Source organism: Acidovorax sp. LjRoot129, from assembly GCF_964253765.1.
GTDB lineage: Bacteria > Pseudomonadota > Gammaproteobacteria > Burkholderiales > Burkholderiaceae_C > Acidovorax.
Genome location: NZ_CAXUSE020000001.1, coordinates 1,456,785 through 1,482,446, shown reverse-complemented (window position 1 = coordinate 1,482,446; position 25,662 = coordinate 1,456,785). Strand labels below are relative to the sequence as shown.

Genomic DNA, 25,662 nt, shown 5'->3' with positions numbered 1-25,662 from the left:
CACCCGCGGCCGGGTGGCTTTTTTCATGCCCCGCACGGCCAGCCCAGCCGGCGGCAATAATTAACTTAACGTAAATCAATTACGAATAGTAGAATCACAAAATCGATCTGAGGAGACTCCGCATGAACGCAGCCCTGAAACCCGACCTGGCCACCCTCCCCGCACCTGCAGCCATCCAGCAGCTGCACCACTACGCCTACAAGGCCCGCGATGCGGAAGAGACGCGCCACTTCTACGAGGACATCCTGGGCCTGCCGCTGTACCACATCATCCAGAGCGACTACGTGCCCAGCACGGGCGAGTACTGCCCCTACACACATTTCTTCTTTCGCCTGCGGGACGGCTCGTTCATCGCCTTCTTTGACCTGGGCGACGACGTCAAGGCTGAGCCTTCGCCCAACACGCCGCTGTGGGTCAACCACATCGCTTTCCGCGTGAACACCGTCGAGGAACTCGAAAACACCAAGCAGCGCCTGGAAGCCCACGGCATCGAGGTGTTGGGCGTGACGGACCACCACATCTTCCAAAGCATCTACTTCTTCGATCCCAACGGCATCCGGCTTGAGCTGTCGGCGCAGTTGGCCAACGAAGAGCAAATGGCCAAGGACAGCACCGTGGCGCACGCCCGGCTGAACGAGTGGACGGCGCGCAAGGAGCAATGGCGCAAGGAGCGGGCCGCAGGCAAAGCGGCCGAACCGCTCAAGCCGCAGCAGAACGACCGGCCGGAGTACGCCCAAGGCTGACAAGATGTCTGCCGAGGCGCGCCTCCAAAGAAAATCAGGTCAAATCAGGCTCTACCGCTTGAATGGCAAGCGTTGGCAGCTACAAATAGCGTAGCAAACCATCTAGAGCGCCCGCGCGAGCCAACGGCGCGCCGCATGGCACTAAAACTGATCCCCGAACCGGATCGACACCGGTAGCTGGCGATCAAGCGCCTTGTTGGTGGGCGCGCATGATCTGGTGACGCTGCCAGTAGTGACCCACCGTGGCGTTGAATTGGTCCTTTTCCTTCTTCATGCCGGCCAGTTTGATCTTGCTGGTCTTGGCACCCAGTCCCAGGGCGTTCTTCTCGGGGTGGGTGACGATCAGCGCATTGCCAAAGCTGCTTTCCTTGTATTCGAGCGCCTTCACGGCATCCCAGAACACGGTGGTTTCGTCGGCGCTGGTGCGGATGCCTTCAATGCTGACTTCGACCGTGTCATCGTCTTTGAGCTGGAACACCACCGGCGGGAAGTACTTCAGCACGACAGCACGTTCTTCGTCGTTCACCGGCTCGTAGCGGTAGGCCAGGCTCCGTTCGTGGTCCTGCGCGAACTGCTGTTCGTAGGCGCTCCACAGCCGTTGTTCGATAGCGTCGGCCGTGAGGATCTGTTGCACCCAGGTGGCGGCGGGCACACGCACAGCGATGCCGCCGTAGTCCTGCTCTTTCAGCGCCATGCCTACGTTGCGCAGGCGCTCCGGCATGGCCGGGTGCGAGTCGTAAGGGTGCGGCACGTTGGCGTGCTTCATGGCGGACAGGAAGTCGTCCGACGCGGCATACGGCGCCAGCCCCTGGGCCACAAAACTGGCGATGCCCAGCGTGGTGTTGTCGTGGCGCTCATTGCGGCCAAAGAGCTCGTCTTCGATCTTGTAGCGGTACTGTGCGTACGCCGCGATCTTGACCAGCGACTGCGCAATGGCCGCAGGCGAGATGAGCTTGGCGGCAATGCGGTCGGCCTTGAACTCGCGCTCGCGGCTGTCGCGGGCCAGGGCGATCTCGAAAATGATGCGGTACAGGTCGAGCAGGGGCGAGATCATCACCGTGAGCCCGCCGGTGCGCATGGCGTGTCGGTAGTGGTCGTACTGCACGAGCTTGGGGCCAAGCAGCGCGCTGCTCTTGGTGTCGCCGCCGCGCAGGTGGGCAAGCTCGTGGCCAAACACCGCATCGGCTTCCGACTGGTCCAGGATGCGCAGCAGCGGCAGGCTCACGAACAGCGTACGGCCCGTCAGGGTCTTGTCGCCCACTGTGAGCGGCGCCTCGGTCACGAAGAAGTTGGCGTCGATACCGGCGACGATGTGCTCGGGCGGCGCGGTCTTCAGGCGCTCGGCCATGTGGCGGATGCGCGTCCACAGCAGAGGCGCATCGTCTTCGGACACCAGTTCGCCCACGGCCCGGTTGTCGGACTGCACGCGCTTGAAGATGCCCCGCACGGCTACCAGCACGGCCGCCAGCACCACAAAACCGACCAGGAGCACGAGCTTGGGCGAGTATTTGTGGAAGAAGAACGCCGTGACCCAGAACGACAGCCACACCGCCATGGCCCCTTGCACGATCAGCGCCGCCGCGCTGGCAAAGGTGGTCAACCGCCAGCCAGTGACAAAACTTTTGTACTGCAGCGTGCGGTCGGCAAAGGCCAGGCCGCCCAGGCCCAGCACGGCCAGCAGCAGCAGTGCGCTGGCGACGATGGTCCAGAGCGAGGCCTTGCGCGCCATGTCGAACTGCCATACGTCTGAATAGCGCTCGCACAGGGCTTCGCGGTAGTCCTGCGCCTCGGGCGCCGTGTTGTCGCAGATGGTAGACGGGGGGTTGCTGCGGTAGTAGTCCTTGCGCGCCTGCTTTTCAGCCTGCGGCATGGCTTTTTCGGCATCGATGCGCTGGCTGATGCCTTCCACAAAGCTGGCGTCCTGGTCGCGCTGCACATAACCGGTAAAGAAATACGTCCCCACGGGCAGAAGGAACAGCGCGAGCAGCGCAAATACAAAAACCCTCGCCAAGGCCTTGCGGAAAGCAGATGAAACTGTCATGGATTCGGATGGCTGTTGTGGCGGCGCGCCCCGCGAGGGCGGCACCGAAGCCCGACCTCTTTCCCTGCTGCGCCCACCGTGCTGTAGGTGATGATCCGACGAGCGCCTAAGCACTCTCAAACATGAAGCCCTGCCTGCCACGCAAGCGGCCCGCTGGCTCCATGGGGCGCGATTATCGGCAGGGCGCGCCTGCCGCGCGAAGGAACAAGGTAACCATCGGAAAGATACGCCGGACAGGCGGTCGCACCGGGGCTTGTTACCAAGCCTCCGACGCACGCGGGCGGTCCCGTAAAATGCCCGGTCCATCTTGTCCGACAAGGCGCCACGCCCCGCGCGCGCTTTGCACCCCAGCAGCACCCACACCCCATGAGCTCGCCCCAAGCACAACCTGGCCTCGACAGCCTGTCCAAGTCTTTTGAACCTGCCGCCCTGGAAGCCCACTGGGGCCCTGAATGGGAACGCCGTGGCTACGGCGTCGCGGGGTTCCGGGGCACCGGCACCGCCCAGGCGGGCGAACCAGCGTTTTCTATCCAGCTGCCGCCCCCCAATGTGACGGGCACGCTGCACATGGGCCATGCGTTCAACCAGACGATCATGGACAGCCTCACGCGCTACCACCGCATGCGCGGCTTCAACACGGTGTGGGTGCCGGGCACCGACCACGCGGGCATCGCCACGCAGATCGTGGTGGAGCGCCAGCTGCAGGAACAAGGCATCAGCCGCTACGACATGGGCCCGACCCCGCCCGAGGCGCGCAAGAACTTTGTGAGCAAGGTGTGGGAGTGGAAGGAAAAGTCCGGCAACACCATCACCACGCAGATGCGCCGCATGGGCGACAGCGTGGACTGGAGCCGTGAATACTTCACCATGGACGACAAGCTCTCTAAGGTCGTCACCGACACCTTCGTGAAGCTGTACGAGCAGGGCCTGATCTACCGCGGCAAGCGCCTGGTGAACTGGGACCCGAAGCTGCAGTCGGCGGTGTCCGACCTGGAAGTCGAGAGCGAAGAAAAAGACGGCTCGCTGTGGCACATCGCCTACCCGCTGGCCGATGGATCGGGCAGCCTCACGGTGGCCACCACCCGCCCCGAGACCATGCTGGGCGACGTGGCATTGATGGTGCATCCGGAGGACGCGCGTTACACCCACCTCATCGGCAAGATGGTGAACCTGCCGCTGTGCGACCGGCAGATCCCGGTGATTGCCGACGACTACGTGGACAAGGAATTTGGCACGGGCGTGGTCAAGGTCACCCCCGCGCACGACCAGAACGACTACGCCGTGGGCCAGCGCCACAAGCTGCCGATGATCGTGGTGCTGACGCTGCAAGCCACCATCAACGAAAACGCTCCGCCCAAGTACCAGGGCATGGACCGCTTCGTGGCTCGCAAGGCCGTGGTGGCAGACCTCGAAGCCATCGGCGCGCTGGTCGAGGTGAAGAAGCACAAACTCATGGTGCCGATCTGCACCCGCACCGGCCAGGTCATCGAGCCCATGCTGACCGACCAGTGGTTCGTGGCCATGAGCAAGGTGAGCGACCAGGACCCCACGGGCAAGAGCATCGCGCAAAAGGCCATCGACGCCGTGGCCACGGGCGAAGTGACCTTCGTGCCCGAGAACTGGGTCAACACGTACAACCAGTGGATGAACAACATCCAGGACTGGTGCATCAGCCGCCAGCTTTGGTGGGGCCACCAGATCCCAGCCTGGTACGACGAAGACGGCAACGTGATCGTGGCCCGCAATGAAGCCGAGGCCCAGGCCAAGGCCCCCGGCAAGACGCTGCGCCGCGATGAAGACGTGCTCGACACCTGGTACTCGTCGGCGCTCGTGCCCTTCAGCACCATGGGCTGGCCTGAACAGGGCGATGCACCCACCGACGACTTCAACCTGTACCTGCCCAGCACCGTGCTGGTGACGGGCTACGACATCATCTTCTTCTGGGTCGCCCGGATGATCATGATGACCACGCACTTCACCGGCCGCGTGCCGTTCAAGCACGTGTACATCCACGGCCTGGTGCGCGACGCGCAGGGCAAGAAGATGTCTAAGTCGGAAGGCAACGTGCTCGACCCGGTGGACCTGATCGACGGCATTGCGCTGGAGCCGCTGCTGGACAAGCGCACCACCGGCCTGCGCAAGCCCGAGACTGCGCCCACGGTGCGCAAGAACACACAGAAGGAATTCCCCGAAGGCATTCCGGCCTACGGCGCCGATGCGCTGCGCTTTACCTTTGCGGCGCTGGCCAGCCTGGGCCGCAGCATCAACTTCGACAGCAAGCGCTGCGAGGGCTACCGCAACTTCTGCAACAAGCTCTGGAACGCCAGCCGCTTCGTGCTGATGAATTGCGAGGGCCAGGACTGCGGCCTGAAGGAACACACCAAGGAAGAGTGCCAGCCCGGCGGCCCGGCCCATGGCTACATGCACTTCAGCCAGGCCGACCGCTGGATCTCCTCGCTGCTGCAGAAGACCGAGGCCGAAGTGGCCAAGGGCTTTGCCGAGTACCGCCTGGACAACGTGGCCAACACGATCTACGACTTTGTCTGGAACGAGTACTGCGACTGGTACCTGGAGATCGCCAAGGTGCAGATCCAGCAGGGCATGAACCACGAAGACCCACAAGTGGGTCTGGCCGTGCAGCGCGCCACGCGCCGCACGCTGATCCGCACACTGGAAGCCATCCTGCGCCTGGCCCACCCGATCATCCCTTTCATCACCGAAGCGCTGTGGCAGACGGTGGCGCCCGTGGCAGGCATCCCTGGCGAGTCGGTCAGCATCGCCCGCTACCCACAAGCCCAGCTCGAAAAGATCGATGAGGCTTCAATAGCCCACATGGCCCGCGTGAAGGGCCTCGTGGACGCCTGCCGCGCCCTGCGTGGCGAGATGAACGTCTCGCCATCGACCCGCCTGCCCATGTACGTGGTGGGCGACACCGAGTTCATGCGCGGCGTGGCGCCGGTGCTGCAGGCGCTGGCCAAGCTCAGCGAGGTCAAGGTGTTCGACGACGAAGCCGCCTGGGCTGCCGCCGCGCAGGCTGCGCCCGTGGCCGTGGTGGGCGACGCCCGCATGTGCCTGTACATGGAGATCGACGTGGTGGCCGAAAAGGCCCGCCTGTCCAAGGAAATCGCCCGCATCGACGGGGAGATCACCAAGGCCAACAACAAGCTCGCCAACGTAGCGTTCGTGGCCAAGGCACCGCCTGCCGTGATCGACCAGGAAAGGAAGCGCATCGCCGACTTCGGCGTCACGCTGGGCCGTTTGCGCGATCAACTGACACGCCTGGGCTAAAAACCGACGCCATACTCTTCGGGATGACGGGCCTGCCCTGGTGGCGGCCCACCCCGACTTCACTTCATACCCCCGAAGGAACTCTCTCCATGACCGTTGCCACCACCGTCCGCAAAGCCGTGTTCCCCGTTGCCGGCCTGGGCACCCGTTTTCTGCCCGCCACCAAGGCGTCTCCGAAGGAAATGCTGCCCGTGGTCGACAAGCCGCTCATCCAGTACGCGGTGGAAGAGGCCTACGCTGCCGGCATCCGCCACATGATCTTCGTCACCGGCCGCAGCAAGCGCGCCATCGAAGACCATTTCGACACCGCCTACGAGCTGGAAGCCGAACTCGAAGCCGCCGGCAAGAAGGAACTGCTGGCGCTGGTGCGCTCCATCCAGCCCGACGACATGGACTGCGCCTTCGTGCGCCAGCCGCGCTCGCTGGGCCTGGGCCACGCTGTGCTGTGCGCCGAGCCGCTGGTGGGCAAGGAGCCTTTTGCCGTGCTGCTGGCCGATGACCTGATGGTCGGCCCCCAGAGCGGCCAGCCCGTGCTGGCCCAGATGGCCACCGCCTTCCGCCAACAAGGCCGCTCGGTCATCGCGGTGCAGGAAGTGCCGGAAGACCAGGTGCACAAGTACGGCATCGTGGCCGGTGAATCCGCCGGGGGCCCGCTGATCCGCATCGAGCGCATCGTCGAAAAGCCCAAGGCCGACGTGGCCCCGTCCCGCATGGGCGTGGCCGGCCGCTACATCCTCACGCCCGGCGTGTTCGACGAGATCCGCAACCAGCCACGCGGCGTGGGCGGCGAAATCCAGCTCACCGACGGCATCGCCCGCCTGATGCAACACGAAGCCGTGTACGCCTTTCAATACGAAGGCAAGCGCTACGACTGCGGCAGCAAAGAAGGTTTTCTGGAAGCGACGGTGGAGCTGGCTTTGCAACACCCGCAGGTGGGTGCGCACTTCAGGGAATATTTGAAGGCGCTGGAGCTGTAAAACGGGCCTGCGTCAGATTACGCCAGATCGTTCGGGCTGAGCTTGTCGAAGCCTGTTGGGAGGCGCTTCAATTTGCCGGCGAACTGCGCGTCCAGGTCGCGTTTAGCGTGACTACGCACTGTGTGAAGGTGCTTCGCACGATGCGAAAGCCGACACCCGACAACAAAAAAATCCTCCCGCAGCGAACGCACGCTGCGGGAGGATTTTTGTTTCAGCTCGCCTCGGTTCTGGGGAGCCACCGCGCCCATCGGAAATCTAGGCCATGCGACGTGCAACGTGCCCGTGGCGCGGCGTGCCGACCGCGCACCGCCAACTCCGTCAGCGACGCCGCAGAACGTGGATGAATTCCTCGCCCACCGTCTGCTGCTCCACCAGCTCATTGCCCGTTTGCTTGGCAAAAGCCTGGAAGTCGCGCAGCGAGCCGCCGTCGGTGGCCACCACCTTGAGCAGCTGGCCGCTGGCCATGTCGGCCAGCGCCTTCTTGGCCTTGAGGATGGGCAGGGGGCAGTTCAGGCCCCGTGTGTCGATTTCTTTGTGGATGTCCATGGGGTGTCTCTTCGTCTTCAGTTTTTGGGCGGCAGGTTGAGGCCACGGCGGCGTTCCTCATTTTCCTCTGCCGTGAAGAACACCGGCTCGTGCCCACGCGTGCGCAGCCAGTCGGCCAGCGCGTACCCCGTGCCGGCAGGCCAGCACCTGAGCTCGTGCAGGTCATAAAACCGGTAGTCCACGAGCTCGGGCGACAGCCGCACATCGCCCTCGGCCACCACGTGGTAGGCAATGATGATCTGGTTCATCCGAAGAAACTCGTACGCCCCGACCAGCGTGGTGGAGCGCACGTCGAGGTTGGTTTCTTCCTTCACCTCGCGCGCGATGCCCTCCTGGGGTGACTCGCCCGCTTCCATGAAGCCGGTGATCAACGCGAACATCTTGGCGGGCCAGGCGGCGTTGCGCGCCAGCAGCACCTTGCCATTGACCTCCACGATGGCGGCCAGCACCGGTGTGGGGTTGTTCCAGTGAGTCCAGCCGCAGGCGGGGCAGCGCAAGCGCTCCTTGTCGCCGCCATCTTCAGCCACGGTGATGGCTTGCAAGGCCGTGCCGCAATGGGTGCAAAAACGGGTTTCGTAGTGCATATGCTATTATTTTTATAGCTATCAGGGCTTATAAATCAAGCGCTGGCAGCCAATTTGACTCAGATTTTGGCCATCCACCCGACGCGTGGCGTCACGCCGGGAACACGCCGGTGGACAGATACCGGTCGCCCCGGTCGCACACCACGAACACGATGGTGGCGTTGCTCTCCCGCGCGGCAATCTGCTGGGCCACCCAGCACGCGCCCGCGGCCGAGATGCCTGCAAAGATGCCTTCCTCGCGTGCAAGGCGCCGGCACATTTCTTCTGCGTTGTCCTGGCTCACATACACCAGCTCATCCACCGTGCTGGCGTCGTAGATCTTGGGCAGGTACTCCTGCGGCCACTTGCGGATGCCGGGAATGCGCGAACCTTCTTCTGGCTGCGCGCCGATGATCTGGATGCTCGGGTTCTTCTCCTTCAGGAACCGCGACACACCGGTGATGGTGCCGGTGGTGCCCATGGCGCTCACAAAATGCGTGATGCGCCCGCCCGTTTGTTCCCACAACTCAGGGCCCGTGGTTTCGTAGTGGATGCGCGGGTTGTCGGGGTTGGCGAACTGGTCGAGCACCTTGCCTTCGCCACGCTTTTGCATGGCCTCGGCCAGATCGCGTGCATGCTCCATGCCACCGCTCTTGGGCGTCAGCACCAGCTCCGCGCCAAATGCCTTCATGGTCTGGGCCCGCTCGATGGACAGGTCCTCGGGCATCACCAGCACCATGCGGTAGCCCTTGATCGCCGCGGCCATCGCGAGTGCAATGCCGGTGTTGCCCGACGTGGCCTCGATCAGCGTGTCGCCCGGCCGGATGTCGCCCCGCTCTTCGGCCCTGCGGATCATCGACAGCGCCGGCCGGTCCTTCACCGACCCCGCCGGGTTGTTGCCCTCCAGCTTGCCCAGCACCACGTTGCTGCGCGCGGCGTTGTCCTGGGCCCCAATGCGCTGCAGCGCGACCAGCGGCGTGTTGCCAACCGCGTCTTCAATCGTCGGATATTTCATGCGCCCTACTGTGCCATAATTTGTGGCTTCACGAATTCCAGCCCGGGTGGTGAAATTGGTAGACGCAGGGGACTCAAAATCCCCCGCCGCAAGGCGTGCCGGTTCGATTCCGGCCCCGGGCACCACGAACAAGGCCGTAAGAGCGCAAGCTCTTACGGCCTTTTTTCTTGCCTCTTTGAAATCGACCGTCGCCCCGCTCACCAAACCGGGGCACGTTTTCAAAAATGTGACGGCGCATTTAGGGCCCGGATCCCATAGCACGTGGCCTCAGCAATATCTGCCTCGTTGTCGTGCCAGATGCCATCGGCGGGGCCCCGCTCAATTTTTAAGCACCACCCCCAGCGCGGCGAGCTTTGCCGCATACGAATCCCTGCGCTTCACTGCTTTGGCTGCCGCATCGATAGCCGCCTGAATAGCTTTCGGGCCCTTGGCAGCAACGGCCTTGATCAGTCCCTGCTTGTGGGCGGCGTCTGCCTGTGCCCTTTTGTAAGTGGCGATCAGCTCGGCATGGGCAACAGGTGGGGTCACGGGCGATTTCCAATTTTTAAAGTGCGATTTTCGGCGCATTCCATGAGGGCCCGAGACCCGCAAGGCCATGCAGCCACGCAACGCCAAAAATCCAAAGGAGGTCTTGGCGACGCTACCGGCTCTCTGGCCCCATTTTCACGCGGCAATCAGGCTGAGCACTCTCTGGGGCCGCTGCATGAGGCAGAACTTCTGCGCCATAGCACCGCTCCTGCCATCTACTTGGCCGTTTAGCGGTTTGCTTCACCTTTCAACTTGTGCAGCCGCTCCTCGGCAGCTTCAAGCTCCGCCCGGAGGACCCTGACTTCTTTCTCCAGCCTTTCGATATTTGCCGCACGGCTCTCATCGGCCGCGGTCGGGTGACAGCTCGATTGCAACGTCGCCAGTTGGTCCGCCAATTGCCGGCGTAGCAGCATCTGTCCCTTGGACCGAGCGACCTCCATGCGTTTTTCGACATCGGCCTTTTCTGCGGCGCATGGCGCGGTGTTATCCATCGGATTCGCCGGCTGTGCGATGGCGAAACCCGCCACGGTTATCGCAATGACCAAAGCACAACAACCGTTGAAACGCATACAAGTAACTACCTGAGGTGATGAAGGCTGAGCATGACAGCAATTTTGCGCTGGCGATCACGATGCAGAGCGCGGGAAATGATCAGGCGTTACAGGTGACTCTTAGATACAGGCTGTGCGTCTTCCGAGGCAACGCAGCGTCTTGTTTGTCTTTCAATCTTCCCGCGCTACTGCACCGCCAGCACCAGGAAGTCCTGCTCATACCCCTTCACCGACTGCACTGCTTTCAGCCGCTGCGCTACCGTCATTGCGTTGTGCACGCGCGCATAGCCATCGCAACCTTCTTCCACCAGCGTCTGTGCATAACGTTGGTAAGCCGTGTCGGGGGACATATTGAAGCGGGCAAGGTAACCGCGCAGCAGGCTGCGGGTCTGGTCGGCGTTGGTGCGGTCTTCGGCGATTTTCTGCAGCACTTGCACCAGGTCTTTCTGCCGCCGCAAGCGTTCGTTGTAGGTTCGCTGGGAGTCGAACGACGATTGGGCGATGAACGCCCGCAGGGCCGCTTTTTGCGGCTCGTCGAGCCGGCCGTAGAAGCCTTCTGCACGTGACAGCAGCTCCTTGAAACGGTGTTCGCGCAGCTTGTCGGGGGCGGGGTCCAGCCATTCCTTGCGCCAGTCGGCATTGCTGTCGGCCTGTCGGCGTTCCAGCTGACGGATCTGGGCATCGGTCAGCTGGGCGGCCAGCCACAGCATCTTGGGTTCGGCCTGGCTCACGACCTGGTCCAGCTGGGTGCGGATCTCAGCGTAGGTGGCGCAGGCCTGCTGTGAGGTGATGTTGTCAGCCAACTGGCGCTGCACCTTTTGCAGCACTTGTGCATGTTGCGGCAGCATGGTGTCGCGGTGCCACTGGTGCAGATCGTCCAGCTCGTCGCGCACTCGCTCAGCCTGCGCGTCCGACAGGCCCAGGTAGCGGTTGATCTGCCACGCCATCAACTGAGGCGCCTGGTTGTAGGCCAGCTTCACCGCGCTGCAGCCTTGCAGCACCAGCATCGCTGCGGCCAGCGTCCACGCCAGCACGGCCCTCATTCTTGGTCGGGCGCGTTCCTGGCCGATGAAGTACGCCACGGGTCAGTTGTCCTGTCGCCGTATCAATTGCCGGCCACTGGGCGTGATGGCCAGCTCGCCACCGTTGCCTTTGGTGATGAAACCCCATTCCAGCAGGCGACCGGACACGTGGTCCTTCAGCGCGTGGGGGAGCGTAATGATTTGGCCCATTTCTAACTGCTTGAGGGTTTCGATCTCGTCGACGGTAGGATCGAAATGCGGCGCATGGTAGGTGGTCATCAGGTCACTCCCGTGTGTGGATTTTCGACAGACTCCCCTGGCGCCAGATTAGTTCACCGCCGCGGTGGATGCAAGCGACCCGCCCGTACGCGCCTGCCGCGGCTACGGTTCATCTTTCACCGGGCCGCCCCCTGCTGCAACCATCCCCTGCAGCCAGCCCGAGAACGCCGCCAGCACGGGCGACTGCGCTGGCTGCGCGGGGCTGATGAGGTAGTAGCCGCGCTCGCCACGCAGGGGGCGATTGCAAGCCACCACCAGCTCGCCGCTGGCCAGTTCCGCCTCGATCAGCAGGGGCGGAATCAGCGCCACGCCCATGCCATGTGTGGCCGCCACGGCCAGCATGGAAAAAAGCTCGTAGCGCGGGCCATCGAGCGCATGCGGCGCCTCGACCGCCATGGCATCAAACCACTGCCGCCAGCCGTACGGGCGCGTGCTCTGCTGCAGCAAGGGCAGGTCGGCCAACGCCTCGGCGGCCACGGGCTGGTGGGCGCGGCCCCGGCCCCGGGGCGCGGCGGATTCAAGCAGGCGGGGGCTGCACACGGGCACCACGTCTTCTTGCATCAGCAGCAGGGCCTGCACGCCGGGCCAGTTGGCTACCTGCTCGGGCGTGCCCGCGTACAGCGCGGCGTCGAAGGTGGTGTCGGCAAACAGAAACGGCCGCGTCTGGGTGTCGATGTGCACGACGATGTCGGGGTGCAACTGCGCCAACTGCGGCAGGCGCGGTATGAGCCAGCGGGTGGCAAAGGTGGGCACGGCTGCCAGCGACAGCGTGCCGCCCTCGCCCTGGTGCGCCATCACGTCCAGCGTGTCGCGCTCCAGCCCCTGCAGCCAGCGCGCCACCTGGCGGCCGTAGTGCGCGCCGGCAGGCGTCAGCACCACGCCGTGGCGGGTGCGGCGAAACAGCTGCACGCCCAAAAATTCTTCCAGCGCCTGGATCTGGCGCGAGACGGCACTCTGCGTCAGAGACAGCTCCTGCGCGGCGCGGGTGTAGCTCTCGTGGCGGGCGGCGACTTCAAAACAGGCCAGGGCCTGGGTCGATGGAATGTTGCGGCGCATGATGAAGATGAATTTGTTGCGGGCCAGGGCAGCAGGCGGTCTATGGAACAAAGCATTTTCATACATTCCGTTTGTGCATATCTGGATGAAAAGAACTCGCTTGCGGCACGCTGGCGCGAGGCCTACGATCTGGCCCAGAACACCTTTGTTGCCACCCTTTTTCCACCTGGAGACACGCACATGGCCCACGCCTCTTTTCAATGGGATGACCCTTTCCTCCTGAGCCAACAGCTGACGGACGACGAGCGCGCCATCCGCGATGCCGCCGCCGCCTACTGCCAGGACAAGCTGGCACCCCGCGTGCTGGACGCCTTCCGCCACGAAAAGATGGACGTGAGCATCTTTCGCGAGATGGGCGAAGTGGGCCTCCTGGGCCCCACCATCCCCGAGCAATACGGCGGCCCCGGCCTGTCGTACGTGGCCTACGGCCTGATCGCCCGCGAAGTAGAGCGTGTGGACTCGGGCTACCGCTCGATGGCCAGCGTGCAGTCGTCGCTGGTGATGGTGCCCATCCATGAGTTCGGCACCGAAGCGCAAAAGCAGAAGTACCTGCCCAAGCTCGCCACCGGCGAGTGGATCGGCTGCTTCGGCCTGACCGAGCCCGACCACGGCTCCGACCCCGGCAGCATGGCCACGCGCGCCTACAAGGTCGATGGCGGCTACAAGCTCAAGGGCAGCAAGATGTGGATCACCAACAGCCCCGTGGCGGATGTGTTCGTCGTCTGGGCCAAGGAAGTGTCTGAAGGCGGCGCCGTGGGCCCCATCCGCGGCTTTGTGCTGGACAAGGGCATGAAGGGCCTGGCAGCCCCCGCCATCCACGGCAAGGTGGGCCTGCGCGCCTCCATCACCGGCGAGATCGTGATGGACGACGTTTTCGTGCCTGAAGAAAACGCCTTCCCTGAAGTGCAGGGCCTGAAGGGTCCCTTCACCTGCCTGAACAGCGCGCGCTACGGCATTGCCTGGGGCGCACTGGGTGCGGCCGAGTTCTGCTGGCACACCGCCCGCCAGTACACACTGGACCGCAAACAGTTCGGCCGCCCCCTGGCCGCCAACCAGCTGATCCAGAAGAAGCTCGCCGACATGCAGACCGAGATCGCCATCGGCCTGCAAGCTTGCCTTCAGTTTGGCCGCATGAAGGATGCGGGCACCGCCAGCGTGGAAGGCACCTCCATCATCAAGCGCAACAGCTGCGGCAAGGCCCTGGACATTGCCCGCCTGGCGCGCGACATGATGGGCGGCAACGGCATCAGCGACGAGTTCGGCGTGGCGCGCCACCTGGTGAACCTGGAAGTGGTGAACACGTATGAAGGCACGCACGATGTGCATGCGCTGATCCTGGGCCGTGCGCAGACGGGCATTGCGGCATTCAGCAACTAAGCCTTCCAAGCCATCATGGCCCGGCAGATTCACTGCCGGCACTCCTAAAACGATAGCTGCTAGCGCTTCATAGATAAGCGCTAGCGGCCTTTTTTATTCAAATTTCCATGACCACATCCAATGCAGGCGCCCTGGCGGGCATCAAGGTGCTCGACCTCTCCCGCGTGCTCGCCGGCCCCTGGTGTACGCAGGTACTGGCCGACCTGGGGGCGGATGTGGTGAAGGTGGAGCGCCCGGGCGTGGGCGACGACACGCGCCAGTGGGGCCCGCCGTTCCTCAAGGACGCCGAAGGCAACGACACTAGTCAAGCCAGCTACTACACCGCCTGCAACCGCAACAAGCGGTCGGTCACCATCGACATGGCATCCCCCGACGGGCAGGCGCTGATCCGGCAGATGGCGCAAGAGGCCGACATCGTGGTCGAGAACTTCAAGGTCGGCGGCCTGAAGCAGTACGGCCTGGACCACGAGAGCCTGCGCGCGCTGAACCCGCGGCTCATCTACTGCTCGGTCACCGGCTTCGGGCAGGACGGGCCGTACGCCGAGCGCGCGGGCTACGACCTGATGGTGCAGGCCATCACAGGCCTCATGAGCATCACCGGCCAGGCCGACAGCCAGCCCGGCGGCGGCCCGATGCGCGTGGGCGTGGCCGTGATCGACCTGTTCACCGGCCTGTACGCCAGCAACGCCATCCTGGCCGCGCTGCATGTGCGCGACAACGCGGCCACCGGCACCGGCCAGGGCCAGCACATCGACATGGCGCTGCTCGACGTAGGCATGGCCGTGCTGGCCAACCAGGCGTCGGGCTTCCTCGCCACCGGCAAAGCACCCGAGCGCATGGGCAACAGCCACCCGAGCCTCGCGCCCTACCAGGACTTCGCAACTGCGGACGGCAACATGCTGCTGGCCATCGGCAACGACGGGCAGTTTCAGCGCTTTTGCGCCGCCGCCGGCCAGCCCCAGTGGGCGGCCGACCCGCGCTACGCCACCAACACGCTGCGCGTGAAGCACCGCACCGACCTGATCCCCGCGATGGAGGCCGTGACACGCACGCGCACCACCGCCGACTGGATCGCGCTGCTGGAAGACAAGGCCGTGCCCTGCGGCCCCATCAACACCATTGCCCAGGCGTTCGACGATGCCCAGGTGAAGGCGCGCGGCCTGGCGGTAACGCTGCCGCGCTGGAAGGACGGCGAGGCCGCCACCGATGGCGTGCAGCAGATCACCGGCGTGGCCAGCCCGCTGCGCCTGTCGGTCACGCCGCCGGTGCTGCGCAATGCGCCGCCGGCGCTGGGGCAGCACACGGACGAAGTGCTGGCCGAGATGGGGCTGGACGCGGCGCGCATCGCAGCGCTGCGGGCGGCGGGTGTGGTGTAACAGCCAGCCTGCGCCCGTGGTGGGCGTCGCCGCCGTGCGGTCCGACGCGAGTAAATGGATGCCCACGCCTCCCCACCGAGGCGTTGCGGTCCGTACCCCTCCGGCCAGCCACCGCCACGCAATTTGACCGGGCCGCCCACTAGCTCGCAGCCCTCCATCCCAGACAAAAAAACTGCGAAATCCGCAGCCGGATATTCGTTTACAGAAGGTAACGACCGCTCCACAATGGCGCGAGCGGCCCCTCTGCGGCCCGCTGCTGCGCACGGGCACGCCAGCAGACTTCACCCGCTTACCTTCGCCCTGCCCACGCAAGCAAGGAGTTCCCCATGAAGCTCAGCCTCAAGCTCCCCCTGGCCTTTACGGCTGCCTTGCTGCTGCTGTTCGCAGCGGCGCTGTTCGGCATCAGCCGGCTCAACCAGGCGCTGGACACCTACCAGACCACCGTAGCGCAAAGTTTTGAAAACGAGCGGCTGGCCTCCGGCATGCTCAACAGCTTCAAAGTGCAGGTGCAGGAGTGGAAGAACGTGCTGCTGCGCGGCAAGGACCCAGCCCAGCTCACGCGCTACTGGGCTGCGTTTGAAAATCAGGAGCAGGCGATCAAGGCGCAAGCGCAAAAGCTGCTGGCCGCCCTGCCCCCGGGCGAAGGCCGCGACCGCGTGGCCCAGTTTGCGCAGGCGCACGAACGCATGGGCCTGGCCTACCGCAAGGGCTTCGAGGCCTTCAAGGCCGCGGGCCAGGATGCGGAGGCCGGCGACAAGGCGGTGCAGGGCATGGACCGCGAACCCTCGCAGCTGATCGACCAGGCGGGCGACTTGATCGCCAAGGCCAGCAGCGAGGTGGCCGAACGCGCCGCAGCCACGGCGCAGCGCGCCACCACGATCAGCCTGGTGGTGATGCTGGTGGTGTGTGCGCTGGGCATAGCCGGCGCCATTGCCTTCAGCCGGACGGTGGTGAACCCGCTGGACAACGCGGTGCGCGTGTCGCAGGCCGTGGCCAGTGGCGATTTGACCGTGGCGCAGCGCGTGCGCGGCAAGGACGAGATTGCCCTGTTGCTGAACGCACTGCATGACATGCAGCTGAGCCTGTCGAGCGTGGTCAGCCACGTGCGCAACAACGCTGACAACGTGGCCGCGGCCAGCACCGAGATCGCCCAGGGCAACAACGACCTCTCGGCGCGCACCGAGCAGCAGGCGTCGGCGCTGGAGGAAACCTCGGCGTCGATGGAGGAGCTGAGCTCCACCGTGCAAGCCAACGCCGACAACGCGCGGCAGGCCAACCAGCTGGCCGTGAATGCATCGACCGTAGCGGTGCAAGGCGGCGATGTGGTGGCCGAGGTGGTGCACACCATGAAGGGCATCAACGACAGCAGCAAGAAGATCGCCGACATCATCAGCGTGATCGATGGCATCGCCTTCCAGACCAACATCCTCGCGCTGAACGCCGCGGTAGAAGCCGCCCGCGCCGGCGAACAAGGCCGGGGCTTTGCGGTGGTGGCCAGCGAAGTGCGCAGCCTGGCCGGGCGCAGCGCCGACGCGGCCAAGGAGATCCGGACCCTGATCCACAACAGCGTGGAGCGCGTGGAGCAAGGCACAGCCCTCGTCGACAAGGCGGGCGCCACGATGACGGAGGTGGTGGCATCGATCCGCCGCGTGACCGACATCGTCGGCGAGATCAGCGCCGCCAGCACCGAGCAAAGCGCAGGCGTGGCCCAGGTGGGCGAGGCCGTGACCGAGATGGACCGCGCCACGCAGCAGAACGCAGCACTGGTCGAACAAAGCGCGGCCGCCGCCGAAAGCCTGAAGGTGCAGGCGCAGCAGCTGGTGGACGCGGTGGCGGTGTTCCGGCTGTCCACGGGCGAACACGCTGGGCCAAGGGCGCACATGCCCCGGCTGGCTGCCGTGTGACACACAGGCCGAAGGCTGGCATGCCCTGCTCCACCGGGCGCTGATAGGGCTACCGCCGCCCGTCAGCGGTCTTCTGGGTTGATGGCCCGTTGAATGGGCTGGCAGAGGGCAGAAAATCCATAAAAAATGCCCCTATCGCTTATCTATAAAGCGTTTTATGCTACTTTATTGATAGCATTTGATGATTGCGTGGTTCTGCGGCCCGCTGCAAGGCCTGCAGTGCCACGGTCAATGCCGGGGCCACCAGCGGGTGTATGGCCATCTCGCGTTCTGCGAGGTGCGCGCCAAGCAAGGGCAGGCTCAGGCACGCAGGCTCCACGATGTGCGCCGACATGGTCCGAAGCGTTTCACGCAGCGCGTCGTCGGCGTGGTGTGCGCGGGGCGAAGCATTGAGCACCGCCACCGGCTTGTTCACAAAGGCCTCCAGGCTCACCAGCCAGTCGAGCGCATTCTTGATCACTCCCGTCACCCCGTGGGCGTATTCGGGGCTGGCGATCAGCAACGCATCGGCCCAGGCCACGCCGGCGTGCAAGCGCAGCACGGCGGCTGGCGGCTGGGTTTCCAGGTCGGGATTGAACAGCGGCAGCTCGGCCACCGCCGCACACCAAACCACCTCAATGCCCGGTGGCGCTAAACGCGCCGCCGTGCGCAGCAACGCAGCATTGATGGACGCGGCACGCAGACTGCCGCAAAGGGCCAGGATTTTCATCGGGCCATTTTTACCCAGCCACGCACCGGGTCGGCAGCTGAAGCGGGTCGCGCCGCCTCAATCCCCGTGCGCTGGCTCCAGCGCCTTGTACTGCGCCATGGTGCGCAGGCAGGCATCGGCCACCTCGGCGCCCTTCTTCACGAAATGTTCGCGGAAGAACTTCAGGTGGTCCTCGTGTTCGTGGAAGTCGCGCGGCGTGAGCACGGCGGACATCACGGGCACTTCGGTATCGAGCTGCACGCGCATCAGGCCATCGATGACGGCGGTGGTCACGAACTCGTGGCGGTAGATGCCGCCGTTGACCACCAGCGCGCAGGCCACGATGGCGTCATAACGGCCGCTTAGCGCCAGGCGCTTGGCCAGGAGCGGAATCTCGAAGGCGCCCGGCACTTCGAACTGCTCGATCTGCCCGGCGGGCAGCCCGTTGCGCGCGAACTCGGCGACGGCTGCGTCGCGCGACTGGTGGACGATGTCCCGGTGCCAGCCGGCGCAGATGATCGCGACGCGTTCGCTGCGGCGCGCTGTGGCGGCGGAGATGGCTGTCTGGGAAGGAATGGACTGATTCATGGACTTATCTCAAAGCGAGGAAAGGATTACCAGAATCAGGGCGCGCGAACAGGGCCGCCGTGCCTTGGCAGCGCCACGCGCACGTCTGCCGACGAGCCCGGCCGGGCCACCGGAAAGGTGACGGATCACCATCGGGGGCTCGCACGAACGACAAACTGCGCAGATGCACACACGGCGCCACCCTTGCGGGCGGGCCCTGGTTTCGCGATCTCTTTCATCCGGACTGTGACCGTCGGCTCTGGCATCTCACCAGATCTGCTGACCCCAGGCCGCTGCCACTGCTGGCACGGCCCGGGCGCTCGCGGGCTGCTGCAGTACAGCTGTGAAGACGCCGCCTGCAGATACCGCCGGTGGGGAATTTCGCCCCGCCCTGAGAACGCTGCCAGCCCCGAGATCGTGTTCACCATCTTGAAGGCCGGCGAACGCATTCTAGGGGTTACCCGTAGCTCCCACCGTCGCCCAGGTGATGGCCCTGCCGCCACCATTGATGCCCGCCATCGATCAGCGAGGCTTTTCAAAACCGCCCTCCACCCAGGCCGTGGCGCTGGCGGGAGTGAGCTTGAAAGTGGGCGGCGCCGGCACCCGCGCCAGCTCTTCGCCCAGCTCGTCCTGCGCGCTCAGCGTGGCCGTGGCGCCCTCTTCGTCGGGGACGATGGCCAGGGCCACCTTCAGCCGCTGGCCATTCACCGTGACCAACACGTTCTTGTTGAGCTGCGCGTGCAGTTGCTGCTCGTGGCGGCGCAGCACCTCGCTGGCGGTCTTGACCAGGGTGTGGAAGGCCGAGACATCGAGCGGCTTGGGGTTCTTCTTGTCCCGCCCCATGGTCCAGGGGCCGACCAGCGCGGGCTCCGTCTCGCCCTTGAGCGTCATGGACACGGCCCAGCCGTCGTCGTCTTCGTTCTTGATCACTTGCGCAGTCCACTGGCCGTCGGACCAACGGCGCGGTTCCTGGAGGGTCTCGGGCGTGTCAGGGGTGTCTTGCATGGGAAAAAACGTCGCAGAAGATTCAAGGAAAGGGCGCAGAGCATAACGGCCCGCCGCGGGCGCGGCTGTCAGCGTTCGTCAATAACGTTTGGTTATCGATAGCCACCATTTAAGACTGCGTCCTATCGGCTTCAGGGGCGACGACGAGGCCGCCAAGGTGAGCATCACGGTACATCAACCACCGGGTTCGCCACGTCGCGCAGCACCTCCATGAAAGCCTGCATGGCGGGCGTGGGCGCCTCGCCCAGCCGCGTGATGGCACCGTAGTCGGGCATGCGGTCCGGCAGCTCCACAGGGATGCGGGCAAGCAGGCCCTTGGCGATATAGCGCTCCACCAGCGCCTGGGGCTGCAGCGACAGCATGTCGGTGGTCTGCATCATCTCGAGCGCAAACAAAAACGACGGCGTCTCAACCACACCCGAGCTGAGCGCCAGGCCGTTGCGCCCGAAGATGTCGTCCGACACCTTGCGCACTGCGGTGGATGCCGGGTACAGGATCCACGGCCAGTGCGACAGCTCTGCCATGTCCAGGTCGCGCGCGCCGCGCAAGGGGTGGTGCAGGCCACCCACCACCAGCAGCGGCTCGTTGGACAGGCGCTCGTAGTGAAACTGCGCCCGCTGCGCCTCGTCGGTGAAGCGGCCGATCATCAAATCGATTTTTCGCTCGGCCAGCCACACGATGAGCTGGTCGCTGCTTTGCTCCAGCACCTTGAGCACCAGCAGCGGACGCAGGCGCTGGATCTCGGCCACCGACGCGATCAGCACATGCGCGGCCGAACCCGTGATGGCGCCAATCGACAGGTGGCCGTGCCCGCCCTCTTTGAGCGCATTGAATTCATCCACAAACTTGCGGTGCCCTGCCAGCGCGCTGGCGGAATAGCGCAGCGTGAAAAGGCCCAGTTCGTTGGGCCGCATGCCGCGCGACAGGCGATCGAAAAGGCGGGACTCCAGGATCTCTTCGATGTCCATGAGGATCTTGGTGGCCGCAGGCTGCGTGATGTGCATCTGCTCGGCCGTCAGGCGCAGATTGCGGGTCTGGCCCAGGATGTCCAGAAACTGCAAATGCCGAAAACGCAGCCGCGCGCAGGCCTGCACCATCGACAAGGGTTTACCCGAAACGGGAGCGGAGGCCATGGCAACTCATAAGCATTTGGAATGGATGCTAGCAAAAAATTGAGTGGACCCCGCGCGGCGCGAAACCTACTCTCTCACTTGCGTCGGGAGGGTCCAGCAGAGACCCGATGGCGCCGATGGGCCTTCTTTCGCAGTGCTCCACCGTGCCCCAGCCATTCCATATTCGGAGACATTCACCATGAAATTCAAAGCACTCGCCCTGGCGGCCGCCCTTTTCGCCGCCGTGGCCGCCCCCGTGTCGGCGCAGATCAAGGACCACGTGTTCAAGGTCGGCATCGGCCTGAACGAAGACCACCCGCAGGCCCAGGCCGTGAAGCACTTTGCCGAACAACTGGCGGCCAAGAGCGGCGGCAAACTGGTGGCCAAGCTCTATGCCAGCGGCTCGCTGGGCAATGACGTGAGCATGACCTCGGCACTGCGCGGCGGCACGCTGGAGATGACGGTGCCCGACAGCTCCACGCTGATGTCACTGATCAAGCCCTTCGGCGTACTCAACCTGCCGCTGACCTTCAACAACGAACAAGAAGCCGACGCCGTGCTGGACGGCCCCTTCGGCCAGAAGCTGCTGGCCAAGCTGCCCGAAAAGGGCCTGGTAGGCCTGGGCTTCTGGGAGAACGGATTTCGCCACGTGACGAACTCGCGCCGCCCCATCACCAAGGCAGAAGACCTGGCCGGCCTGAAGCTGCGCGTGATCCAGAGCCCGCTGTTCCTCGATACCTTCAACGCATTGGGTGCCAACGCCACGCCCATGCCGTTTACCGAGCTGTATTCGGCCATGGAGCAGGCCGCGGTGGATGGGCAAGAGAACCCGCCTGCCACCATCCTGTCGAGCAAGTTCTATGAGGTGCAAAAGCACCTGGTGCTGTCGCGCCACATGTACAGCGCCTGGGTGCTGCTGATGTCCAAAAAGACCTGGGACGGCCTCTCGGCACAGGAGCAAAAGATCGTGCAGGAAGCCGCGCGCGAGGCCACACTGTTCGAGCGCAAGACCATCCGAGCGTTCAGCGACAAGGCGCTGGGCGAGCTCAAGAAAGTGGGCATGCAGGTGACCGAGCTGGCCCCGGCCGAGCAGGCCAAGATGCGCACCAAGCTGCAGCCGGTGCTGGTCAAGTACGCCAAGGAATTCGGCGAAGAAACGACTGGCGAGATGAACGCCGAGCTGGCCAAGGTGCGCGGCACAGCCAAGTAAGCAGGCCATTCATCCGGCGCGTGCGGGCCTGCGCCCGCGCCGCCGCATCCTGGCTTTTTTTGATCGCCTTCCAAAGATTCCCCATGGACAAGACACCCCGCCGCCCGTTTCGCTCGCGCGAGTGGTTCGCCGCCCCCGAGCGCTCGGACATGGCCGCGCTGTACCTCGAACGTTTCATGAACTACGGGCTCACGCCCGAAGAACTGCGCTCGGGCCGACCCCTCATCGGCATCGCGCAGACCGGCAGCGACCTGTCGCCCTGCAACCGCATCCATGTGGACCTGGCCCGCCGTGTGCGCGAAGGCATCCGCGACGCGGGGGGCATCCCGATGGAGTTCCCGGTCCACCCCATCTTTGAAAACTGCCGCCGCCCCACGGCGGCACTGGACCGCAACCTCGCCTACCTGGGGCTGGTGGAGATCCTGTACGGCTACCCCATCGACGCGGTGGTGCTGACTACGGGCTGTGACAAGACCACCCCAGCGGGTGTGATGGCGGCGTCCACCGTAGACATCCCGGCCATCGTGTTGTCCGGCGGCCCCATGCTGGACGGCTGGCACGACGGCGAGCTGGTGGGCTCGGGCACCGTGATCTGGCGCAGCCGCCGCCAGCTGGCCGCGGGCGACATCGACGAAGAAGAATTTCTGCAGCGCGCCTGCAGCAGCGCGCCGTCGGCCGGCCACTGCAACACCATGGGCACAGCGTCCACCATGAACGCGGTGGCCGAGGCCCTGGGCCTCTCGCTGCCCGGCTGCGCTGCGATTCCGGCGCCCTACCGCGAACGCGGCCAGATGGCGTACGAGACCGGGCGTCGCATCGTCGAGATGGCGTATGAGGACCTGCGCCCGTCGCGCATCCTGACGCGCGAGAGTTTTCTCAACGCGCTGGCCGTGGTCAGCGTGGCCGGGGGCAGCAGCAATGCGCAGGTGCACATCATGGCCATGGCGCGGCATGCGGGCGTGGAGCTGCATCCGTCGGACTGGACCCAACACGCCTACGACCTGCCCTTGCTGCTCAACATGCAGCCCGCGGGCAAGTTTTTGGGAGAGCGCTTCTTCCGCGCAGGGGGCGTTCCGGCACTGCTGTGGGAGCTGCAGCAGGCCGGGCGCCTGCACGGCGACTGCCTGACTGTGACGGGCAAGCCCCTGGCGGACAACCTGCAGGGCCGCGAGACACGCGACCGCGAGGTGATCTACCCGTTCAATGCGCCGTTGATGGACAAAGCCGGCTTCCTGGTGCTGCACGGCAACCTGTTCGACTTTGGCATCCTGAAGACGTCAGTGATCTCGCAGGCGTTCCGCCAGCGCTACCTGAGCCAGCCGGGCGCAGAAGGCATTTTTGAAGCGCGCGCCGTGGTGTTCGAGGGTGCGGACGACTACCACGCGCGCATCAACGACCCGTCGCTCGACATCGACGAAGGCTGCATCCTGGTGATGCGCGGCGCGGGCCCCATCGGGTGGCCCGGCTCGGCCGAGGTGGTGAACATGCAGCCACCCGACGCGCTGATCCGCCGCGGCATCAACACCTTGCCCACGCTGGGCGACGGGCGCCAGTCAGGCACGGCGGACAGCCCGTCGATTTTGAACGTGTCGCCCGAGAGTGCGGTGGGCGGCGGCCTGTGCTGGCTGGCGAGTGGCGACACGATCCGTATCGACCTCAACACCGGCCGCTGCGATGCGCTGGTGGCCCCCGAAGAGATCGAGCGCCGCCGCCGCGAACTGCCGGCACCACCCATCCCCAAGAGCCAGTCGCCCTGGGAGGCGCTGTACCGCGAGAAGACTGGGCAGCTGGTGGATGGCGCGACGCTGGACTTTGCGCTGGACTACCACCGAATTTCCGAACACACACCGCGGCACAACCATTGAAACGCTGCGCCCGAAGCGGGCGCGGCACCGATTCAGAACCCTTCTTCAAGGAACTCCCATGACTGAAACGACAGCGGCCGCAGCGGCCGGTGGGGCGACGCGTGCCGACATTCTTCCGCACGATGGCGTGGCCGGCACCCTGGTGGGCCGTGCGTGGATCCCCGGCGATGTGCCCGGCCCGGCGGTGGTGGCGCTGCGCAACGCGGGTGTCTTCGACCTGAGCCGCGAGTACCCCACCATGAGCACGCTGCTGGACACCCCGGCGCCCGCCGAGGCTGCGCGTGCGGCCAAGGGCCAATATCTGTGCAGCGTCAATGAATTGCTCGCAAACAGCCAGATCGGCATGCGCGACACCACGCGCCCCTGGCTCCTGGCCCCCTGCGACCTGCAGGTGGTGAAGGCCGCCGGCGTGACCTTCGCGGCCAGCCTGATCGAGCGTGTGATCGAAGAACAAGCCCGCGGCGATTCAGCCCGCGCCCAGGGCCTGCGCAGCCAGGTGGTGGAGCTCATCGGCGAGAGCCTGGCCGACATCCGTCCGGGCTCGGAGCAGGCCATGGCCTTGAAGGCACTGCTGCAGGACAAGGGCCTGTGGTCGCAGTACCTCGAAGTGGGCATCGGCCCCGACGCCGAGGTCTTCACCAAGGCACCGGTGCTGGCCTCGGTGGGCACGGGCGAGCAGATCGGCATCCGCGCCGATTCGGCCTGGAACAACCCTGAGCCCGAGGTGGTGCTGGCCGTCAACAGCCGCGGCGCCATCGTGGGTGCCACGCTGGGCAACGACGTCAACCTGCGCGACATCGAGGGCCGCAGCGCGCTGCTGCTGGGCAAGGCCAAGGACAACAACGCCTCGTGCGCCATCGGTCCCTTCATCCGGCTGTTCGACGCCGGCTTCGGTCTCGACGATGTACGCAACGAGACCGTGCACCTGCGTGTGGCCGGCACCGACGGCTTCACGCTGCGCGGCATCAACACCATGGCCAGCATCAGCCGCGACCCAGCCGACCTGGTGGCCCAGACCCTGGCCGCACACCAGTACCCCGACGGCTTCATGCTCTTCCTGGGCACGCTGTTTGCGCCGATTGAAGACCGCGACCAGCCCGGCAGCGGCTTCACGCACAAGCTGGGCGATGTGGTCACGATCCAGAGCGCCTGGCTGGGCGCGCTGCACAACACCGTGACGCACAGCGAAACCGCGCCGCCCTGGCGCTTCGGACTGCGGGCCTTCATGGCCAACCTGGCGGCGCGCGGGCTGCTGCAGGGCGCGGTGCTCTAAGCACGTCAAAAACACGATACCCGCCCGCCATCCACGGAGACCCCCGCATGCTCAACACCGTCATCCACCACTACGTCCGGGCCATCAACCTTCTCATTGCGCTGGCGCTGGCCGCCATGGTGGTGCTCGTGTTCGGCAACGTGGTGCTGCGCTACGTCTTCAACTCGGGCATCGCCGTCAGCGAGGAGCTTTCGCGCTGGCTCTTCGTGTGGATCACCTTCCTGGGCGCGGTGGCGGCCATCAAGGAGAACGCACACCTGGGCACCGACATGCTGGTGTCGCGCCTGTCGGTGCAAGGAAAGAAGGTCTGCATGGTGGTCGGGCATGTGCTGATGCTCTACATCACCTGGCTGTTCTTTGAAGGCAGCTGGAAGCAGATGAAGATCAACTGGGATGTGGAAGCCCCGGTCACCGGCGCGTCGATGGGCATCTTCTACGCGTCGGGCGTGGTGTTTTCGGTGTGCGCGGGCTTTCTGCTGGTGCTGCAGCTGCTGCGCGTGCTGGCGGGCAAGGTGAGCGAGGAAGAGCTGGTGATGGTCAAGGAATCCGAAGAGCAGGCCGAGCTGGAAGCGCTGCAGGCGGAGCTCGCGCGCGAGAACGCCGCGAGCCCGTCCCCGTTGGGCGACCGCCCGCTGCCGCGCGCCGGCAAGTAACGCAGCCTCAACACCGGAGACAA

23 protein-coding genes, 1 tRNA gene and 1 riboswitch are annotated in these 25,662 nt (G+C 65.0%); of the genes, 11 read left to right on the top strand and 13 right to left on the bottom strand.

Annotated elements, in window-relative coordinates; all coding sequences use genetic code 11:
* Positions 1-122: 122 nt before the first annotated feature.
* Positions 123-743 (top strand): VOC family protein, encoded by a 621-nt coding sequence (locus ACSQ3Q_RS06850; protein ID WP_436133654.1) that lies wholly within the window; start codon positions 123-125, stop codon positions 741-743.
* Positions 744-927: 184 nt separating this feature from the next.
* Here the strand turns inward: ACSQ3Q_RS06850 and ACSQ3Q_RS06845 are convergent, their stop codons facing one another.
* Positions 928-2,784 (bottom strand): M48 family metallopeptidase, encoded by a 1,857-nt coding sequence (locus tag ACSQ3Q_RS06845; RefSeq protein WP_436133653.1) that lies wholly within the window; start codon positions 2,782-2,784, stop codon positions 928-930.
* 366 nt (positions 2,785-3,150) lie between these two features.
* Here ACSQ3Q_RS06845 and ACSQ3Q_RS06840 point away from each other — a divergent pair, with 366 nt between their 5' ends.
* Positions 3,151-6,072, top strand: a complete 2,922-nt coding sequence (locus ACSQ3Q_RS06840; protein WP_436133652.1) for a valine--tRNA ligase — start codon at positions 3,151-3,153, stop codon at positions 6,070-6,072.
* Positions 6,073-6,161: 89 nt separating this feature from the next.
* Entirely contained in the window at positions 6,162-7,049 is an 888-nt protein-coding gene (galU, locus tag ACSQ3Q_RS06835; protein WP_436133651.1) for a UTP--glucose-1-phosphate uridylyltransferase GalU, read from the top strand.
* 318 nt (positions 7,050-7,367) lie between these two features.
* On the opposite strand, the gene ACSQ3Q_RS06830 is transcribed toward galU, so the two are convergent.
* The 3 genes from ACSQ3Q_RS06830 to cysM form a co-directional block, all read right to left on the bottom strand.
* Positions 7,368-7,595, bottom strand: a complete 228-nt coding sequence (locus tag ACSQ3Q_RS06830) for a sulfurtransferase TusA family protein (protein WP_436133650.1) — start codon at positions 7,593-7,595, stop codon at positions 7,368-7,370.
* 17 nt (positions 7,596-7,612) lie between these two features.
* Entirely contained in the window at positions 7,613-8,179 is a 567-nt protein-coding gene (locus ACSQ3Q_RS06825; RefSeq protein WP_436133649.1) for an NUDIX hydrolase, read from the bottom strand.
* A 91-nt stretch (positions 8,180-8,270) separates the two neighbouring features.
* Complete coding sequence (cysM, locus tag ACSQ3Q_RS06820) at positions 8,271-9,173, bottom strand: cysteine synthase CysM (RefSeq protein WP_436133648.1); 903 nt, start codon at positions 9,171-9,173, stop codon at positions 8,271-8,273.
* Between the two features lie 40 nt (positions 9,174-9,213).
* Between cysM and ACSQ3Q_RS06815 the strand changes: the two genes are divergently transcribed.
* Positions 9,214-9,298, top strand: a tRNA-Leu gene (locus ACSQ3Q_RS06815).
* A 193-nt stretch (positions 9,299-9,491) separates the two neighbouring features.
* Here the strand turns inward: ACSQ3Q_RS06815 and ACSQ3Q_RS06810 are convergent.
* The 5 genes from ACSQ3Q_RS06810 to ACSQ3Q_RS06790 form a co-directional block, all read right to left on the bottom strand.
* On the bottom strand, positions 9,492-9,701 hold the full coding sequence (locus ACSQ3Q_RS06810; RefSeq protein WP_436133647.1) for a hypothetical protein: 210 nt from the start codon (positions 9,699-9,701) through the stop codon (positions 9,492-9,494).
* Between the two features lie 227 nt (positions 9,702-9,928).
* The gene (locus tag ACSQ3Q_RS06805; RefSeq protein ID WP_436133646.1) at positions 9,929-10,270 is read right to left on the bottom strand and encodes a DUF1090 family protein; all 342 of its coding nucleotides are present in this window, start codon (positions 10,268-10,270) and stop codon (positions 9,929-9,931) included.
* Positions 10,271-10,437: 167 nt separating this feature from the next.
* Entirely contained in the window at positions 10,438-11,334 is an 897-nt protein-coding gene (locus ACSQ3Q_RS06800) for a DUF6279 family lipoprotein (protein ID WP_436133645.1), read from the bottom strand.
* A 3-nt stretch (positions 11,335-11,337) separates the two neighbouring features.
* Positions 11,338-11,553 (bottom strand): hypothetical protein, encoded by a 216-nt coding sequence (locus tag ACSQ3Q_RS06795; RefSeq protein ID WP_436133644.1) that lies wholly within the window; start codon positions 11,551-11,553, stop codon positions 11,338-11,340.
* Between the two features lie 102 nt (positions 11,554-11,655).
* Entirely contained in the window at positions 11,656-12,609 is a 954-nt protein-coding gene (locus tag ACSQ3Q_RS06790; protein ID WP_436136952.1) for a LysR family transcriptional regulator, read from the bottom strand.
* A 180-nt stretch (positions 12,610-12,789) separates the two neighbouring features.
* Between ACSQ3Q_RS06790 and ACSQ3Q_RS06785 the strand changes: the two genes are divergently transcribed.
* The 3 genes from ACSQ3Q_RS06785 to ACSQ3Q_RS06775 all read left to right on the top strand — a co-directional run bounded on the left by ACSQ3Q_RS06785 (position 12,790) and on the right by ACSQ3Q_RS06775 (position 17,266).
* Positions 12,790-13,986: an acyl-CoA dehydrogenase gene (locus ACSQ3Q_RS06785; protein WP_436133643.1), complete on the top strand. Its 1,197-nt coding sequence runs from the start codon at positions 12,790-12,792 to the stop codon at positions 13,984-13,986.
* Between the two features lie 107 nt (positions 13,987-14,093).
* Entirely contained in the window at positions 14,094-15,362 is a 1,269-nt protein-coding gene (locus tag ACSQ3Q_RS06780; protein WP_436133642.1) for a CaiB/BaiF CoA transferase family protein, read from the top strand.
* A 326-nt stretch (positions 15,363-15,688) separates the two neighbouring features.
* Positions 15,689-17,266, top strand: coding sequence for a methyl-accepting chemotaxis protein (locus ACSQ3Q_RS06775; RefSeq protein ID WP_436133641.1), 1,578 nt, complete (start codon positions 15,689-15,691; stop codon positions 17,264-17,266).
* A 160-nt stretch (positions 17,267-17,426) separates the two neighbouring features.
* Here ACSQ3Q_RS06775 and ACSQ3Q_RS06770 read toward each other — a convergent pair whose 3' ends face one another.
* From ACSQ3Q_RS06770 to ACSQ3Q_RS06755, 4 genes are all read right to left on the bottom strand, one after another.
* Entirely contained in the window at positions 17,427-17,975 is a 549-nt protein-coding gene (locus tag ACSQ3Q_RS06770; RefSeq protein WP_436133640.1) for an NADPH-dependent FMN reductase, read from the bottom strand.
* 57 nt (positions 17,976-18,032) lie between these two features.
* Positions 18,033-18,542: a 6,7-dimethyl-8-ribityllumazine synthase gene (locus tag ACSQ3Q_RS06765; protein ID WP_436133639.1), complete on the bottom strand. Its 510-nt coding sequence runs from the start codon at positions 18,540-18,542 to the stop codon at positions 18,033-18,035.
* 202 nt (positions 18,543-18,744) lie between these two features.
* A riboswitch (FMN riboswitch) is annotated at positions 18,745-18,924 on the bottom strand.
* 119 nt (positions 18,925-19,043) lie between these two features.
* The gene (locus ACSQ3Q_RS06760; protein ID WP_436133638.1) at positions 19,044-19,526 is read right to left on the bottom strand and encodes a hypothetical protein; all 483 of its coding nucleotides are present in this window, start codon (positions 19,524-19,526) and stop codon (positions 19,044-19,046) included.
* Between the two features lie 164 nt (positions 19,527-19,690).
* A complete protein-coding gene (locus tag ACSQ3Q_RS06755; RefSeq protein WP_436133637.1) occupies positions 19,691-20,659 on the bottom strand; it encodes a LysR family transcriptional regulator in 969 nt (322 codons plus the stop codon).
* A gap of 178 nt (positions 20,660-20,837) precedes the next feature.
* Between ACSQ3Q_RS06755 and ACSQ3Q_RS06750 the strand changes: the two genes are divergently transcribed.
* The 4 genes from ACSQ3Q_RS06750 (at position 20,838) to ACSQ3Q_RS06735 (ending at position 25,639) form a co-directional block, all read left to right on the top strand.
* The gene (locus ACSQ3Q_RS06750; RefSeq protein WP_436133636.1) at positions 20,838-21,848 is read left to right on the top strand and encodes a TRAP transporter substrate-binding protein; all 1,011 of its coding nucleotides are present in this window, start codon (positions 20,838-20,840) and stop codon (positions 21,846-21,848) included.
* An 83-nt stretch (positions 21,849-21,931) separates the two neighbouring features.
* Positions 21,932-23,713: an IlvD/Edd family dehydratase gene (locus ACSQ3Q_RS06745; protein ID WP_436133635.1), complete on the top strand. Its 1,782-nt coding sequence runs from the start codon at positions 21,932-21,934 to the stop codon at positions 23,711-23,713.
* A 58-nt stretch (positions 23,714-23,771) separates the two neighbouring features.
* Positions 23,772-24,986: a fumarylacetoacetate hydrolase family protein gene (locus tag ACSQ3Q_RS06740; protein ID WP_436133634.1), complete on the top strand. Its 1,215-nt coding sequence runs from the start codon at positions 23,772-23,774 to the stop codon at positions 24,984-24,986.
* Between the two features lie 47 nt (positions 24,987-25,033).
* Positions 25,034-25,639, top strand: a complete 606-nt coding sequence (locus ACSQ3Q_RS06735; RefSeq protein WP_436133633.1) for a TRAP transporter small permease — start codon at positions 25,034-25,036, stop codon at positions 25,637-25,639.
* The last annotated feature ends 23 nt before the right edge of the window (positions 25,640-25,662 follow it).